The sequence below is a fragment of the Candidatus Blochmannia sp. SNP genome, assembly GCF_036549215.1.
In the GTDB taxonomy this organism is placed as follows: domain Bacteria; phylum Pseudomonadota; class Gammaproteobacteria; order Enterobacterales; family Enterobacteriaceae; genus Blochmanniella.
The window spans coordinates 500,632-518,058 of sequence record NZ_CP144371.1; the positions used below are offsets into that span (position 1 = coordinate 500,632).

Consider the following 17,427-nt stretch of genomic DNA (forward strand, 5'->3'; position numbering starts at 1 on the left):
TTGTAATTCTTGATTGAAATTTGTATTAGATATAAAAATATTTAAATCTTGAATCATTTGACAATAGAACGCTATAGAATTTATAGACAAAATAATATTTATAGTAATTGGTGTTGTTATATTTGAGCTGTAATTTATTTTTTTTTATGTAAGAGATAAAATATGAGTGCGTGTTTGTTCTTTATTTGAAAGTATTAATATATAAATACAACTTTGATTATATTTTTATATTTTTTATTTTAATTTTTATTTCAAATTATATTATGTAATTTTAATGTCTATATTGACGTAGTACTATTGTTTAGTGTTATAAACATTTTTATTATATAAAATATATCTCTTGTAATGTTTGTTAAAATTAACAGACATTTCAAAATATGTATGTATGGTAATGTAAATTTGTTTTATAATGTTAGAAAACGTGATCTTGATATCCATCAATATTAATTGTGATAGATTTTTTGTAGCAATTTAAGTAACTTAAATTAATGACTGTTGTATAATTATGTTTTTGTATTCGTTATTGATCTCGATGTAGGATTAAAATTTATTTTTTAAGATGTTATGAATGTTTGTTTTTAATCATATTGAACTTATGATACTGTGCATTTTTCATAAGTATTATCGTGGTGTTGTTTTTTGACTTGCAATAATTTTTAATTAGATTAAAATTGGGTTAATTTACAATTAATTTTTTAGTTTAAATAATGTTATCTGGTTATTATTATTTAATATAGGGATGTAATTCTTAAAATGATTTTATTAGTTCATCGATAGCTTTCATTTGTTTTAAAAAATGTTCTAGTTTATTTAAGGGTAATGCAGAAGGCCCATCGCATTTAGCATAATTTGGATTTGGGTGCGCTTCAAGAAATAATCCAGCTATACCTACTGCTGTACTGGCTCTAGCTATATCATAAATCTGTGGATTTCTTCCTCCGGAAGAAGAACTTAAAGGATCACGTTTTTGTAAAGAATGTGAAACATCTACTATTATTGGACAACCTTGAGAAATGTGATTCATTATGTTAAATCCTAACATATCTACTATTAAGTTATCATATCCAAATAAAGTACCTCGTTCGCATAAAATTATCTTGTTATTTTTAAATGAACGACATTTATTAACAATATGTACTATTTGTGTTGGACTCATATATTGTGGTTTTTTTATGTTCATTGCCATTCCAGTTTTTGCTACAGATTCAATTAAATCTGTTTGACGCGCTAAAAATGCTGGAATTTGTAATACATCTACTACTTCTGATGCAATATGTGCTTGATTAATTTCATGTACGTCAGTCATAATCTTAACTCCGAACATTTTTTTTAATTCCTGAAATAAGCGTAAACCCTTTTCTAATCCTGGCCCACGATATGAGTCAATTGATGAACGGTTTGCTTTGTCGAAAGATGCTTTAAATATGTAAGGTATATTTAATTTTTGAGTTATGTGAGCATAATGTTCACAAACTTTCATAACTACGTCTCGTGACTCTAAAACGTTCATTCCTCCAAATAGTACTAACGGTAAATTATTTGATACTTTTATATCGATAATATCAACTGTTAATTGTCGCATGTATTGCATTTCCAAATGTTTTAATTTCAAATGTACAGTATTAATTTAGATTTAAATTAAATACGTTCTATTATATATTTATACACTTCATTTTTTAAATTTAAATTTAATAATTTATTTTTAGTTTTTTATAAATTTAGTTGCTCAAAATCGTATTTTTGTAGTAAATAAGATATATGTGTTATATATATAATATTTAGTGGGATATCCATTGCCCATATGTTACACGTTCGTAATGATGATAATCACGTATTGTATGGATATGAGTAAATCCAAATTTATAAAATAATGTTCGTATATATTTTCCTTGATTCCAGCCATGCTCTAGAAACAGCCATCCATTTTGATGTAAATGTTGAGTAGAAAGCTTACAAATTATTGTTAAATCTGCTAAACCTGATTGTTCTGATATTAATGCATTTTTAGGTTCAAAATTCATGTCTCTAATTCTTAGACATGAATCATGTTTAGCGATATATGGCGGATTACTGACAATAAGATTAAATTTTTTCCTTACTAAATATTTAAACCAGTTTCCATATATAAATTTTACGTTTTTTAAATTGAGAAAAATTTTATTTTGGCAAGCAATAAATAATGCTTGCTTCTGGAAGTCTACTCCTGTAATATTCCAATTTGGTCTTTCTGATGAAAGAGCTAAAGCTATTGTTCCTACTCCAGTTCCAAGATCTAAAACATTTAATTTATTGGTAGGCGTATGTAGTAGGTCAAGAACCTGTTTTACTAAGCATTCAGTGTCTGATCTAGGAATAAATACACCTGGAGCTACTTTAAAATTTAAGGACCAGAATTCCTTTGAACCAATTATATAGGCTATAGGTTCTCCTTTTTTTCTACGATAAATTAAAGATTTTAGTTTAATGATAGTATCATACTTTAATACAGTTTCTCCAAATCCTAACAGTTGGGCACGAGGTTTATTTATAACTTTTTCTAAAATAATTTCAGCGTCTCTTTTTGGACTTATAGATTTTTTTAGATTTAAAGTAGCCCAATATAACCACTGATCCCATGTCATTGTTCTGACTCTAATAGTTTATCAAGTTGATTAGCTTGATGCTTATCGACTATTGATTGCATCAAAATATCTAAATTTCCATTCATTATATCATTTAGTTTGTATGATGTAAAAGAAATACGATGGTCAGTAATACGACCTTGTTGGAAATTATATGTACGGATGCGATCAGATCGATCTCCAGTACCTAGTAAGTTACGTCGAGTGCATGACACTTCTTTTTGTCGCCGTTTCATTTCAATAGCATGTAATCTAGAGCCCAGTACTGATAATGCTTTAGCTTTATTTTTATGCTGTGATCGTTCGTCCTGGCATTCTACAACTAACCCGCTTGGTATATGGGTAATACGAATTGCTGAATCAGTGGTGTTTACATGTTGTCCTCCTGCCCCTGACGATCTAAAAGTATCGATTCTTAAGTCATTCGGATTAATACTAGGAAGTTTAATATTTGGTATTACTGGAATTACAGCGATTGTGCAAGTTGAAGTATGAATTCGACCTTGAGATTCAGTGTGAGGTACTCTTTGTACACGATGTCCTCCAGATTCGAACTTTAACTGCCCATATGTTCCTTTGTCAGGAATTTTTGCAATTATTTCTTTATAACCACCGTATTCGCCATAAGTAGCATTGATAATTTCTATTTTCCATCGACGCACCTCTGAATAACGAGCATACATTCGGAATAATTCTCCTGCGAAAATTGCTGCTTCTTTTCCACCAGTGCCAGCGCGCAATTCTATAAAACAACCTAATTTATCATTAGGGTCTGTAGGTAACAATAGTATTTTTAAATTTTGCTCAAGATTATTCTGATTTAAATAAAATTCTTTTAATTCATCTTGCGCAATATCATGCATATCTGTATCTGAAAGCATTTCTTTGATGTTAGTTATTTCTCGTTGCATATTTAACCAACGTTTAAAACAAATAACTATTTCAGATAAGCGTGCATGTTCCTTAGATAAAACACAAAAACGTTCTTTATCACAAATAATATCAGGTTCATTGAGTAATTTTTCTAATATATTGAAACGTTCTTGTAATACTATTAGTTTTTTAGTGATAGCAGGGTTCATATATGTTTATGTTAGAGTGATACACATTTTTTATTTATATGAAAATTATTGATATTGATAATTATCAGTATAATTGAAATTTGCATTGTTTTGTTTAAATAATATTTTGTGGCCATATTTTTATGAAATAAATTTCATTTTAATTATATTCAGATATAAACCTGAATAAGTATCGTATATTTATTATAAGTAATATTAAAATAATTAATACCAATGAATGATATCATATATGTATATGTTTATGAAAAAAATTTAAAGAGTTTTATTTTTTAGATATATAGTAATCAAATCTCTATTTATTTAGATAGCCTACAAATATTTTTATTAAGGACTACACTTGTATATGTATACATATTAAAGTTATTAAAGTAGTATAAATTTTATTATTTAATTTAACATTTTATTATTATGGTTTTTTATAATAAAAATTGATGTTATATAGTATGTTTCAATAAATGTTTAAGAAAGAAAATATTGAAGTATAAAAGTTTAATAAATTAATTATATATCGTGTGCTATTATTAAGCATCTGTTTAAATATTAGATTGAATTAATATTTAATATAATTAAAAGTTTTATTTATGATTAATAGGTAAATGATTATATGAAAAATACAGTATTAATATACATGTAATAAATTAAATCTGCATTTTACATAAAGACTTTTTAAAATTTAATATTTAGATGTATCGACATATATGTTTTCGATTGTTTGGAATAGCTGTTTTTATTTGTGTTTCTTGCGTTCATTATCATAATTTTAGTTTGCATGAAAACAAATTAGTAGCGTATATGTGGAATAATCATAAGAAATTAATATCCCACATGCTTAATTATCAAGCGCAAGGAGCTGTTATTTATACGATTAACAATCAAAGAAAGGGGTATGTTCCATTTATTTGGACTAAAGATAATAACCATTGCTATATAAAGTTATTTAATGTTTTTGGATTAACTATAATTTCTATATCTGTGGAAAACGGAGTTGTTTCTATCTTAAGTAATATATTCCATCAAAATAATGATTTAAAAAATGAAATTCAAAAATGGTTTGTAGATATTAGTTATTTTATAGAACAGTTACAACAATGGCTTCTCGGATTACCTAATAGCAACGCAGAATATAATTTAAATTCTATCGGTTGTTTATCTCATATAAATTATCGTTATAAGAATAAAAACATATCTATATATTATCGCCATTACTATGCTAATAGCATACCAATTTTACCTAAAGTTTTAGATGTATATTATGACCAATATTATATTAGGTTGATAATAAATAACTGGAATATACGATGAATTATCAATGGCCATCTCCAGGAAAACTTAATTTGTTTCTGTATATTACTGGGTATTGTGCAAGTGATTACCATTGCTTACAGACTTTGTTTCAATTTATTGATTATGGTGATAGTATCGAAGTATTAGTAACAGACAGTGGAAGAATTAGATTGTTTACTGAGATGAATGGTTTAATAATGCATCGCGATAATTTGATTGTGCGCGCGGCAAAGTTGTTACAACATTATTGTTGGCCTGATAAAAAATCTTCTCTTGGTGCAGATATTTTTCTTAATAAAGTGTTACCTATCGGATCTGGTTTAGGTGGTGCTTCTTCTAATGCTGCAACTGTTTTAATGATACTTAATCAGAAATGGCGTTGTTACTTGAATAAAAATATTTTAATGCGTTTAGGTTTGATGTTAGGATCTGATGTACCAGTGTTTATATATGGGTATTCATCATTTGCTGAAGGAATTGGCGATGTGCTTACACCAGTTTTTATACCTGAAAAGTGGTATCTTCTTGTTATCCCACCGATTAGTATCAGCACTGCGGCGATTTTTCAAATGTATAAATTAAAAAGTCGTTTTTATTCTCCATATCGTTCAATGCGAGAGTTATTATCTTTGTCTTTTAGTAATGATTTCGAAGAAATTGTAAAAGAAATATTTCCTGAAATAAAAATATATTTTAAGCATTTATCACAATACGCATTTACACGAATTACAGGGACAGGTTCGTGTATTTTTTCTGAATTTAATACCGAAAATCTTGCTTATCAAGTTCAAAGTTACTTGCCATCATGGATGAAAAGTATTGTAACACGAGGAATAAATTTGTCTCCGTTACATCAAAAATTATTAAAATATAATACATTAGTATTATAAATTTTTATTTCGTTAATAAATGTTGTTATATTATTATATAACTCGGGGCGTTAATAATATTATTGAATATAAAACTATGAGATATTTCTAATATGAAACTTTTTACTGGAAATGCTATTCCAGAGTTAGCTCGGTGTATTGCTAATAGACTATACACTAATCTTGGAAAGGCTTCTGTCGGTCGTTTTAGTGATGGTGAAGTAAGCGTTCAAATTAATGAGAATGTACGTGGTGGAGATGTATTTATTATTCAATCTACTTGCGCTCCGACAAATGATAATTTAATGGAATTGATTGTTATGGTGGACGCATTAAGACGTGCATCGGCTGCTAGGATTACTGCCGTAATTCCTTATTTTGGTTATGCTCGTCAAGATAGAAGGGTACGCTCTTCTAGAGTACCTATTACTTCTAGAGTTGTAGCAAATTTTTTGTCTAGTGTAGGAGTAGATCGTATTTTGACAGTAGATCTACATGCTGAACAAATACAGGGATTTTTTGATGTACCAGTGGATAATGTGTTTGGAAGTCCGATCTTATTAGAAGATATGATGCAACAAAATTTTAATAATCCTATTGTAGTATCTCCAGATATTGGAGGGGTAATACGCGCTCGCGCCATCGCAAAATTACTTAATGATACTGATATGGCAATTATAGATAAACGAAGATCCCGTGCTAATATTTCTCAAATTATGCATATTATTGGAGACGTATGCAATCGTGATTGTATATTGGTAGATGATATGATTGATACTGGCGGGACATTATGTAAAGCCGCAGATGTTTTAAAAGAGAAAGGGGCTTGCCGGGTGTTTGCTTATACTACTCATCCAATTTTTTCTGGTAATGCTTATGAGAATATTCAAAATTCTATGATCGATGAGATTATTGTTTGTGACACTATTCCATTAAAACCAAAAATAAAATCTTTACCTAATGTGCGCGCATTAACTTTATCTGGTATGCTTGCTGAGACAATTCGTCGTATTAGTAATGAGGAATCTATTTCTGCTATGTTTGAGCATTAAATGAATTTTAATATATTTTCACTTTAATGTATTCTGCTAGTATTTTAAAATGGCTATAAGAAGGGTTGTTAATCTTCAGTAAAAGGAAGTGTAAAATAGTTTTAAGAAAATATTTATATTTGTATTTTAATTAGTAATTGTGTTAGTTATTTAATAATATTAATAATAATTGTTGAATAAATATTAATTTATAAGACTACATAATAATTTGTGCGCAAAAGATGACTATTAAACTTATTGCTGGTTTGGGTAATGTTGGAGTGAGTTATTTTAATACTAGGCATAATTTTGGTTCTAAATATGTTGAATTGTTGGCTAAAAAATACAGAGTAATGCTGAGTAAAAGCGATATATTATGTGGGTATATCGGGAAATTGAAATTAAAAAATAATGTTGTGTATTTATTAATACCAGATTCATATATGAATAATAATGGGATTTCAATATCTAAATGTGTTGATTTTTATCAATTATACGTAGAAGAAATATTGGTAGCGCATGATGAGCTTGATTTACCACCAGGCGTAGTACGTATTAAATTAGGTAAAAACATTAATGATAGTCATAATGGATTAAGAGATATTGTTACTAGATTAAATAATAAATTTAATTTTTATCGATTACGTATTGGCATAGGTCATCCTGGTAAAAAAACCAAAGTGATTAATTTTGTGTTAAATAGACCATCTGTTTATGAGAAATTTAGAATTGATAGCGCAATTAATGAAGCATTATTACATACTGAAAGTATAGTGACTAAAAAATTTATTAAAGTTATGAATCAATTGCATTCTTATAAATCTGATATTTAGAGAAATATTTATTTAGGAAATTTTACTAATTTTTATAAAATATTAATGATAGTATTTATTATATTTTGTTTAATTTTAATTATTCAAGTATTATGCAAATTGATTGTGGTATAATTGGCTTGCCTAATGTAGGAAAGTCTACATTGTTTAGTTTATTAACTCATGTATCTGCTAAAGTAGATAATTTCCCTTTTTGTACTATTCAACCTAATATATCTATAGTTTATATACCTGATTCACGTATATATCAGTTAACGGATATTTTTCCATCACGTAAAATAGTGCATGGCTCAGTAAGATTTATAGATGTTGCTGGCTTAATAAAAGGTGCTGCTCAAGGGGTTGGAATGGGTGTTCAAGTTTTAAATCATATTCGTGCAACAAAAGTGTTGTGTCATGTGGTGCGGTGTTTTGATAATAATCAAATTATTCATGTTTTTAATGATATAGATCCTTGTAGAGATGTTAGTATTGTTAATACTGAATTGATTTTGTTTGATATTTTTCAGTGTGAACAAAGTGTTTGTGCTTTGCAAAAAAAGTGTAAGGTTATTGATGCCAGTAATAAACAACAGTTATTTTTATTAAAAAAATGTTTAGATTGTTTATATAATGGTGTTTTTTTAAGAAAAATACAGTTTTCTAATATAGAAAAAATAAATATTGAAAAGCTTAATCTTTTAACTGTTAAGCCAATTATTTATGTTGCTAATATTGATGAAAAATCTCTTATAAACAATATTTATTTAAATAGGCTGAGTGCATTAGCATCTAATGAACAAGCACCATTAGTTTCGTGTTGCGCAATGTTGTCTTTATTAAAGAGCAAAAATAATTACACTGAAGTTACTATGGAACAGAAAGAATGTGTATTACATGATATAAATAATATTATTTTTTCTGTGTTGAATTTGTGTACTTTTTTCACTATTAATTTAAACATGACACGAGCTTGGATATGCGTTATTGGAACTACCGCGTTGGAAGCAGCTAAAAAAGTACATAGTGATTTTAAAAAGGGTTTTATTAGTGTTCGAGTTATTAAGTTTAATGATTTTATTATTTATAACGGAGAATTAGGAGCAAAGAGAGCTGGTAAAATATATTATGAGGGGAAGGATTATTGTGTAGAGGACGGAGATATATTAAAGTTTTTGTTTAAAATGTAATGTGATATATAGTAAGTAGTACATAATTGGCACATTTTTATTTAAATTTACTGTATACTATAGTATACAGTAAATTTAAATAAAAATGTGCCAATTATGTACTCTAGAATTAACGTCGGTTTCCAAAAATACGAACTATCATTAAAAATAAATTAATGAAATCTAGGTATAAAGTTAATGCGCCTATAATTGAATATTTACGAAACTGATCTTGATTGTCTATAGATAAAGAAGCTCCTATAGATTTTAGCTTTTGAGTATCGTATGCAGTTAAACCAACAAAAATTATCACTCCAACGTATGTAATTAACCACATTAAAGCTGTATTTTTTAACCATATATTAACTATTGAAGCTAATATTATTCCAATTAATGCCATAAATGATAAATTACTAAAACTACTTAAATCCTGCTTAGTAGTATACCCATATAATGTCATAACTCCGAACATACCAGATGTTACTACAAATGCGCTAGATATAGAAGATGTAGTATATAGTATAAATATGCTGGATAAAGTTAATCCTGTTAGCATGGAATATAGCATAAATAATGTAGTAGCTAGAGAACCATTTAATCGTGATACCATCCCAGATAGAACAAATACCAATGCTAATTGGCCAATAATTAAACTGAAAAATATTATTTGATTAGAAAAAAGTAACTGAAGTATTGCTGGCGTCCTAGAAGCGTACCAAGCAACAAAAGCAGTTAACAATAATCCACAAGACATCCAACCAAATACTTGTGCGATATATGGTTGGATTACATTATTAGCTCGTTCCGATACTGTATTTTGAAAACGGGTAAATCGATCCATACTCATCACCTTCAAAAAATAATTGAAATATAAAACACTTTTATAAATTATATCGTAAGCGAATCATGTGAGCAACAAAATGTTGCATAACATTATTTTAAAAACGAATTAAAAATTAAATTTTATACATAATAACATGTACATCTTAGAAGTACGAATGTTATTGTGATTGGTTTGCCTCTAATAAACATTGAATATGGCATAGTATATTTGTTTAATTAAGATTAATGTATAATTCAATATTATTATTTAATGGTTGTTTAAATAGTAATATTGAATGAGATTTGTATTTTTATCGAATTCATATATTAATGGAACACCAGTTGGGACATTAATTTGAAATATTTCTGATTCGTTTAAATTATTTAAAAATTTTATTATAGCGCGTATAGAATTGCCATGGGCAACAATGATAAGATTTTTATTATTTTTAATATGAGGAAATATAGAATTGTTCCAATACGGGATTACTCTATTTAAAGTTAGCGCTAAACTTTCACCTTTAGATAATTCGTTAGTATTTATATCATGGTAGCGGTTATCATTTGTTGCAATAAATTGGTTGTGTTCACAAATATTCGGAGGAACGACATCAAAACTACGACGCCATTTTTGAATTGTTTCATAGCCGTATTTTTTTACGGCTTCGTCTTTATTCAATCCTTGCAGTGTCCCATAATGTCGTTCATTTAGTCTCCAAGATTTTTCAATTGGTAACCACGCTTGATCTAGTTGATCTAGTATAATCCATAGAGTGTGAATTGCTCGTTTTAATACTGAAGTATATCCGTAATTAAAAAAAAATTTATTTTTTTTTAATGTTTGACCAGCACATTGCGCCTCAGTACGTCCTTTTTCTGACAAATCTATATCAACCCATCCAGTAAATCGATTTTCTTTGTTCCATTGACTTTCTCCATGTCTTATAAGAACAAGTTTAGTGATATTCATAATTTCATTCTCTTATTTTTATTCATAAACATGTAAATAAATTATACACTGCTTGCTTCATATTGGCTATGTTATTAGTATGTGTAATATTGAGATAACTCTTGATAATTAAGTTACTTAATGCATAGTAATATATGCATATGTTAACAATATTTTTTAGAATAGTTAGAAATAATAATTTCTCTTTAAATTATATAAATAATAACATGACTTTATAAGTTTTACATATGTATATGATACAATAAGAGATATGATTTTATAGTTTATATGTAACATATTATTATAAAAATGAATGAATGTATGATGCAAATTGTTTATGTAGCAAGTCCGGAAAGTCAACAAATTTATGTTTGGAAATTGGATGATGTTCATGGACTATTAGAATTAGTTCAGGTAATATCTACTCTTGGAGGCGCCCATCCTATAGCAGTGCACCCTAATAAACAATTTTTATATGTTGGAGTGCGTCCTAATTTTGGAATTACTACTTATCGTATAAGTCAGAAGGGGTTGTTGACAGATGTTGGAACAATCGCATTATTCAGTAGTCCTACTCATTTGATTAGTGATGAACAAGGTAAATTTTTGTATTGTACATCCTATAGGAATAACACAGTAAGCGTTATTCCTATAGGCGGGTCAGGGATACTTGGACATCGTCCTGTACAAATTGTAGAAGGTTTGTTAGGTTGTCATTCTGCTAATATAGATAAGAAATGTGCAGATTCACTTTGGGTTCCATGTTTACAGGAACATTCTATTAGGTTATTTAAAATAAATTCGTTTGGCATTTTAACACCAGATAATCCATGTATTATTAAAACTAATATTGGTTCTGGCCCTCGTCATATGATTTTTCATGATTTTAGTTATTGTGCGTATATAATTAATGAATTAACAAGTACTGTTGATGTCATCAAATATGATAATTTACAAAAAATTGCAAGTATTGTGCAAACAATAAGTATATTACCTAAAGATGTAAAATTTGAACGATGTTGGGCAGCTGATATACATATGACTCCTAATGGTCGTTGGTTATATTGTTCTGATAGAGCTGCTAATATCATTAGTTGTTTTGAAGTGTCAAAAGACATAAAAAAATTAAAATTTGTTAATCATCAATTTACTGAGGAACAGCCGCGCGGATTTGCAATTGATTATAAAGGAGAATTTTTGGTTGTTGCAGGTCAAAAATCAAATTATATTTCTTTGTATCAAATTGATATGAATAATGGAAAATTAATTATATTATCTCGTTATTTATCAGGAAAAGGTCCTATGTGGGTTAATATAGTGCCTTTTTATGAATGAATATAGAAAATTAGTGATATTATGAAACATTTTTATGTAATTCTATTACATAAGAGTATAGGAATTATTGTGATTAATAATCATTTATATTATTGTGGTTGTTTGAATTCATATTTTTCTTATAAAAAGAATGGATATGAATAATATAATAAGATTTAATTATAGGTGCTTTACTAAGTAAGGGTTTATACTTAAAGGTAAAATGGGGTTTATAGTTATGATTTTAAATAGATTTCGTTCTGTATTATTACTATAAGTATCATGATAGTTGTAGATAGTTTTGGATTTCTTTATTATTTTTTATATTATTTTATTGTTATTTAGTAGCATTTAATGCTAATTAATTCAATTATTGTTTGTTTGTGATCGTATAATTAAGATTATATAATTTCTATATAATATTTGATATTAATATAATGTGTGTTATTGCGTTATAAATGTATTAGACGTTTTTGAGCTTGTTTAGCTGCATCACTATTAGGGTATAATTTACCTACTTGTCTATATATTACTTTAGCTTTATCTTTTTGTTCTGTTTCTTGCATGATGATACCAATTTTTAATAATGCGTCTGATGCTTTTATTGATTTAGGATAATTTTTTACTACTAAAGCAAAATAATAAGAAGCATCATCTTTATTTCCTTTATTATAATAAAGTTGTCCTAGCCAGTAATGAGAATTAGATTGATAAATTGATTTTGGATAATTTTTTATAAAATTTTGAAAAGCTTCTATTGCTTGATTGTATTGTTTTTTTTCTAATACTAATAATACTGCTTTTTTATAAGCAGTATCTGCATCAATTATTGTTGTATTATTAATTTCTTTATGTTTTTCGGTGTTTGAGTTAATGGATAATTTATCAGAATCATTATTATAATAATGCGTATTGTTATGTTGTTTTAAGATATTATTTATTTTTTGACATAATTCGTTTTGATTATTTATAATTTCTGATATATGATGTTGCATATCTTGAATATATCCACGCAATGTATCAATATCTTGTTGATTTTCGCCTAATTGTTGTTGTATTTGAATTAAGCATTGACTGTGAACATCGGATATTTGATGTAATTGATTAATACTTTGATTTTTATATGTTTTATTGCTTGTTTCTTTGGCATAGATAATATTATGATTTGTAATATCAAAATATCCAGTGATCAGCATGATACCTATGTGTAATTTAGATAAAAATGGTAATAATTTCATTATATTAAATATTATTTATATATTAATACAGCACGTCTATTTTTAGAGTAGGCTGCCTCGTTATGTCCTGATACAGCTGGTTTTTCTTTGCCATAGGATACAGTAAATATTTGATCGGATAATATACCTTTGCTTTGTAGATATAATTTTATCGAGTTAGCTCGACGTTCACCTAATGCAATATTATATTCTGGAGTACCGCGTTCATCTGCATGACCTTCAATTTTGATATGATATGATGGATTATTATATAAGAAATTAGCATGAATATTTAATATATAAAAAAATTGAGAAGAAATATCATACTGATCTAAAGGAAAATAAATAACATTATTAGATTTTAATTCTTGCATTTTTAGTCCTAATTTCTCGTTGGTTACTTTATTATTTTTTGTATGAATCTGTGCAAAAGGATCTAGTTCAATTTTTTTTTGATTATGAATAGTAGTAGTGTGTTTAGGTAATATAGAACATGCAGTGATAATTATGCTTATACTTACTGCAAATGTTAATTGTCTAAAAAAATTATTTAATTTCATTATACGTCTATTATTCATAATTTTATCAAATTGTTGATTATAATGGAAACAGCTTTATATTTTATTCTGCATATAATGGAGACCAAGTCGGGAATTTTATATCTCCTTGCCCTCCTTTTATATGAGCTTTAAAATGTCCATCTGCAGAAATTAATTCTAAATTAGATGTTGTTGTACAATCTTTAATACTGCTATATACTACCATGGTATTGTTAGGCGCTATACTGGGGGTATCGGCTAATAATACATTTGTTAATATTTCTTCTTGACCAGTTAATAAATTCAATCTAGCAATATTTTGCTTCCCTTGATGTCTATTTACCATCATTATAAATGTTCCATCTGAACTAACTTTTGGATTTTGATTGCTAGTGTGTAGCCAAGATAATCTTTGGGTATCAGTAGTATTTATATTAATTTTATATATTTGTGGTTTTCCTCCTTGATCAGAAGTATAAGCTATATTTTTATTATCTGGAAACCAATTAGGTTCAGTATTATTGTTTCTGTTTTTAGTTAATTGTTTAATTTCTCCAGATTCTAAATCCATAATATATAAATTTAAGCTACCTGTTTTTGATAAAGCAAAAGCTATTTTTTTACAATCGGGAGAAAAAGCAGGAGCTCCATTATGATTTGGAAAATTAACAATGTTATTAATTAATCCAGTTCGTAATGTTTGAATAACAAGTTCTGAATGACCAGAAGCAAAAGTGACATAAGCAATTTTTTTTCCGTCTGAAGACCAGGCTGGAGACATTAATGGTTCAGTTGATCGGCAAACCGAAATTTGGTTATGACCGTCATAATCAGCAATATGTAATTCATAAGGATATTTATTGTCCTTGATATACGATATATAAGCAATACGTGCGCAAAATGCACCTTGTATACCGGTTAATTTTTCAAAAATTTCATTACTTATAGTGTGAGCTGCGTGACGTAGCCATTTTTTTTCTACTGAATATTGATTTTCAGAAATTATCAATGCAGGATTTTTAGAGGTATCTATTAAATGATATGAAATAACATAATTTCCATCGTAATTTATATGTGTTGTTCCTAATACAATAGTATTAATACCTAATTTTTCCCAAAACGTTGGGATTATATCAGATATTTTGGTGGGTTTATGTGGTAAATATTCTACGGGAATAGTATTAAATTTACTACTATTTCGTAAATCGGAGGCTATTATTAATGCTATATCTTCATCTGGGTCAGATTTACCATATTGTTGATTATTAATATACTCAAAAGGCATTACAGCAATGGGGCATGCAGTATTTACTCCACATGTAATTTCAATATGCATATCAGCTGAAAGCAATGAAAATTGACATAAATATAATATCAACATCATTGATAAAGATGTGTGTATTAACCAGTTTTTCCATATTGATGGTATATTAATTTTTTTAATTGTTAAATGCATTGAAAAATTTTGCATGAAAATCAAATTTATTTAATAGATTAATATATTCTCATTTTCTGAATGTGTAAATATTTTGTTTATTGAGGAGAAAAATTTAAAATTACGTTTTTAAAGACTTCATATACATCTGTGTTTGGTGGTTTAGGTATTTTTGCTGATTTAGTAGCAATAATTGCTGCTTGACACAACGAAGTATCTCCAGATATTGCGGTTATTGACAACAATGTACCATCAGGCGCTAATTTTATGCGCAGGTCACATTTTTTACCAATATAGTTAGAAGCATTATAAAATTTTTGTTGAATTGATTCGCTAATCATGCGTTTGTATGTATTAATTTCATTATTTTTAATTATGTTCCCTGTGATATCATCATGATTATTATTGTTTTTTATTATAAAGTTTAACTTAATTTTTTCATTATTTTTTGTGGAGTTTTGTTTATTAATTAGCGTATTTAATAGATTGCTTAACGTGTTAGAATCATGAGGTGTTTTATTTAGTTCATTATATACTAATGTATTTTTTGTGGATATAGTGTGTTTTTGATTTTCTTTTTTTTCAGGGACGTTATTTATTGTGCGTCCTTCCAATGGACGTTGTGTTTCTGTTATTTTGAATCGATTTGATTGATCTTGATTTTTCTTTTTTTCAGGGACGTTATTTATTGTGCGTCCTTCCAATGGACGTTGTGTTTCTGTTATTTTGAATCGATTTGCGTTGTGTTTCTGTTATTTTGAATCGATTTGATTGATCTTGATTTTTCTTTTTTTCTATTTCAGTATTAGGGGTTTGTATAAAAGTATTGATTGAACTTTTATTGTCAGTGGTATTAGTAACATACTGCTTTTTTTTTGTGATTATGTGTTTATTTAATAATAAACACATAATCACATGTATAATAATTGATATCATAATAGCAAATTTGAATTTTTTGTTATCTTTATTGAGCAAATGTATTAATTTCATTGAGTAATATTATAGATCGGTTATATACCTAAGTGGCAGGATTTGTGATCATTCCAATGGAATGTACCCCAATTTTACTTAATAAATTTAAAATTTTAATGATTTCATCATACGCTATGGCTTTAGACGCAGCGATCAGACATGTTATGTTAGGAGTAATATATATTTGATGACTTATTTCCGATGAAATCCGATCTAGACATATTTGCCTTATGTGTTTATTATTAATGATGAGATTATAAAGGCCCATTCCTAAAATTTCAATGGTCATTATAAGTTTTTCATTATTGATAACATTTGGTGCTACTTCACTATTTGGAAGATTTACTTCAAAGCTTTGTATCAATTTAGATGGTATTATCATAAAAATTATTAAAAGAACTAGTAATATATCTAAAAAAGGTATGATGTTAATATCTGATTTAATAGCGCGTTTTATTCTCTGTCTCTTCATGTTTATTTTCCTTATTTAGCGCGGCGTCAATGTTAAAAAAAATCTGACGATATAAAATTGCGATAAATTCTTCTATAAAATTATTATAATTTTGATCTAAATTATTTATTTGTGTAGTTAAATAATTAAATGCCATAACTGCTGGAATAGCTACGAATAAGCCAATTGCTGTAGAAATTAGTGATTCAGCAATGCCCGGTGCAATGATTTGTAAATGAATCATTTGAGTAGCAGTATTATTAGTAGTTTTACCTAATTCGATAAAAACATGCATAATTCCCAGAACGGTTCCGAATAGACCAAGGTATGGGCTAATGGATCCTATTGTACCAATCAATGGGATATAATCTTCTAAGGTTTTTAATTCTATATTTATTGCAGTATGCATAGTATCTAATGTTCTGGATATTATTATTTCAGACGAACAATGTTTTATATGATATAGCCTGGAAAATTCTTTAAAACCTACATAAAAAATTTGTTCAGCGCCGTTTAATTTATTACGACGAGATGAAGATTTTTGATACAAACTAGCTAAGTCTATACCAGACCAAAATTCATTTTCAAATAATTTTAATTTTTTATGGGCTATATTAAGCGCAAAAACACGATGAAAAATAACACTCCAAGATAAGACAGAGAATCCAAGTAGCATGAATATACTAATTTGTACTAAAATATCAGCTTCTAGAAATAAATCAAAGATATTCATACTAATTATTAATTTTTATGTTGCATAAGGGTTTATAATATAAATTATTTAAGAAAATACTTTTAATTATATTAAAGGTGATTTAGGCCATACATAATATAATTATATATTTAATAATTGTAAAAAA

General features: G+C 27.5%; 18 protein-coding genes. 6 read left to right on the forward strand and 12 right to left on the reverse strand.

All coding sequences use genetic code 11. From position 1 onward, the window contains the following. Positions 1–748: 748 nt before the first annotated feature. The 3 genes from kdsA to prfA all read right to left on the reverse strand — a co-directional run bounded on the left by kdsA (position 749) and on the right by prfA (position 3,703). A complete protein-coding gene (gene kdsA, locus VOI34_RS02085; RefSeq protein ID WP_331828220.1) occupies positions 749–1,582 on the reverse strand; it encodes a 3-deoxy-8-phosphooctulonate synthase in 834 nt (277 codons plus the stop codon). Between the two features lie 196 nt (positions 1,583–1,778). Further along, positions 1,779–2,621 (reverse strand): peptide chain release factor N(5)-glutamine methyltransferase, encoded by an 843-nt coding sequence (gene prmC / locus VOI34_RS02090; RefSeq protein WP_331828221.1) that lies wholly within the window; start codon positions 2,619–2,621, stop codon positions 1,779–1,781. Next, a complete protein-coding gene (gene prfA / locus VOI34_RS02095; protein WP_331828222.1) occupies positions 2,618–3,703 on the reverse strand; it encodes a peptide chain release factor 1 in 1,086 nt (361 codons plus the stop codon). The genes prmC and prfA overlap by 4 nt, the downstream gene beginning before the upstream one ends. Positions 3,704–4,387: 684 nt before the next feature. Between prfA and lolB the strand changes: the two genes are divergently transcribed. From lolB to ychF, 5 genes are all read left to right on the forward strand, one after another. Next, the gene (lolB, locus tag VOI34_RS02100; RefSeq protein WP_331828223.1) at positions 4,388–5,005 is read left to right on the forward strand and encodes a lipoprotein insertase outer membrane protein LolB; all 618 of its coding nucleotides are present in this window, start codon (positions 4,388–4,390) and stop codon (positions 5,003–5,005) included. After that, a complete protein-coding gene (gene ispE, locus VOI34_RS02105; protein ID WP_331828224.1) occupies positions 5,002–5,877 on the forward strand; it encodes a 4-(cytidine 5'-diphospho)-2-C-methyl-D-erythritol kinase in 876 nt (291 codons plus the stop codon). The genes lolB and ispE overlap by 4 nt, the downstream gene beginning before the upstream one ends. A gap of 83 nt (positions 5,878–5,960) precedes the next feature. Beyond that, positions 5,961–6,908 carry a ribose-phosphate pyrophosphokinase gene (locus tag VOI34_RS02110; protein WP_331828731.1) on the forward strand — a complete coding sequence of 316 codons (948 nt, stop codon included), beginning with the start codon at positions 5,961–5,963 and terminating at the stop codon, positions 6,906–6,908. A gap of 221 nt (positions 6,909–7,129) precedes the next feature. Next, entirely contained in the window at positions 7,130–7,720 is a 591-nt protein-coding gene (gene pth / locus VOI34_RS02115; RefSeq protein WP_331828225.1) for an aminoacyl-tRNA hydrolase, read from the forward strand. A 92-nt stretch (positions 7,721–7,812) separates the two neighbouring features. Beyond that, positions 7,813–8,889, forward strand: coding sequence for a redox-regulated ATPase YchF (gene ychF / locus VOI34_RS02120; RefSeq protein ID WP_331828226.1), 1,077 nt, complete (start codon positions 7,813–7,815; stop codon positions 8,887–8,889). 109 nt (positions 8,890–8,998) lie between these two features. On the opposite strand, the gene VOI34_RS02125 is transcribed toward ychF, so the two are convergent. Both VOI34_RS02125 and gpmA read right to left on the reverse strand, forming a co-directional pair. Continuing rightward, positions 8,999–9,709, reverse strand: coding sequence for a Bax inhibitor-1/YccA family protein (locus VOI34_RS02125; protein ID WP_331828227.1), 711 nt, complete (start codon positions 9,707–9,709; stop codon positions 8,999–9,001). A gap of 249 nt (positions 9,710–9,958) precedes the next feature. Continuing rightward, positions 9,959–10,660: a 2,3-diphosphoglycerate-dependent phosphoglycerate mutase gene (gene gpmA, locus VOI34_RS02130; protein WP_331828228.1), complete on the reverse strand. Its 702-nt coding sequence runs from the start codon at positions 10,658–10,660 to the stop codon at positions 9,959–9,961. Positions 10,661–10,960: 300 nt separating this feature from the next. On the opposite strand from gpmA, the gene pgl reads away from it, so the two are divergent. Next, positions 10,961–11,974, forward strand: a complete 1,014-nt coding sequence (gene pgl, locus VOI34_RS02135; RefSeq protein WP_331828229.1) for a 6-phosphogluconolactonase — start codon at positions 10,961–10,963, stop codon at positions 11,972–11,974. A gap of 431 nt (positions 11,975–12,405) precedes the next feature. Here the strand turns inward: pgl and ybgF are convergent, their stop codons facing one another. The 7 genes from ybgF to tolQ form a co-directional block, all read right to left on the reverse strand. Then, entirely contained in the window at positions 12,406–13,191 is a 786-nt protein-coding gene (ybgF, locus tag VOI34_RS02140; protein WP_331828230.1) for a tol-pal system protein YbgF, read from the reverse strand. An 11-nt stretch (positions 13,192–13,202) separates the two neighbouring features. Then, a complete protein-coding gene (pal, locus tag VOI34_RS02145) occupies positions 13,203–13,730 on the reverse strand; it encodes a peptidoglycan-associated lipoprotein Pal (protein WP_331828732.1) in 528 nt (175 codons plus the stop codon). Positions 13,731–13,791: 61 nt separating this feature from the next. Beyond that, positions 13,792–15,111 (reverse strand): Tol-Pal system beta propeller repeat protein TolB, encoded by a 1,320-nt coding sequence (tolB, locus tag VOI34_RS02150; RefSeq protein WP_443092755.1) that lies wholly within the window; start codon positions 15,109–15,111, stop codon positions 13,792–13,794. A 131-nt stretch (positions 15,112–15,242) separates the two neighbouring features. Next, complete coding sequence (tolA, locus tag VOI34_RS02155; protein WP_331828231.1) at positions 15,243–15,848, reverse strand: cell envelope integrity protein TolA; 606 nt, start codon at positions 15,846–15,848, stop codon at positions 15,243–15,245. Continuing rightward, positions 15,826–16,080, reverse strand: coding sequence for a hypothetical protein (locus VOI34_RS02160; protein WP_331828232.1), 255 nt, complete (start codon positions 16,078–16,080; stop codon positions 15,826–15,828). The genes tolA and VOI34_RS02160 overlap by 23 nt, the downstream gene beginning before the upstream one ends. 82 nt (positions 16,081–16,162) lie before the next feature. After that, positions 16,163–16,588 carry a biopolymer transporter ExbD gene (locus tag VOI34_RS02165; protein WP_331828233.1) on the reverse strand — a complete coding sequence of 142 codons (426 nt, stop codon included), beginning with the start codon at positions 16,586–16,588 and terminating at the stop codon, positions 16,163–16,165. Beyond that, complete coding sequence (gene tolQ, locus VOI34_RS02170; protein WP_331828234.1) at positions 16,557–17,300, reverse strand: protein TolQ; 744 nt, start codon at positions 17,298–17,300, stop codon at positions 16,557–16,559. The genes VOI34_RS02165 and tolQ overlap by 32 nt, the downstream gene beginning before the upstream one ends. Between the last annotated feature and the right edge of the window lie 127 nt (positions 17,301–17,427).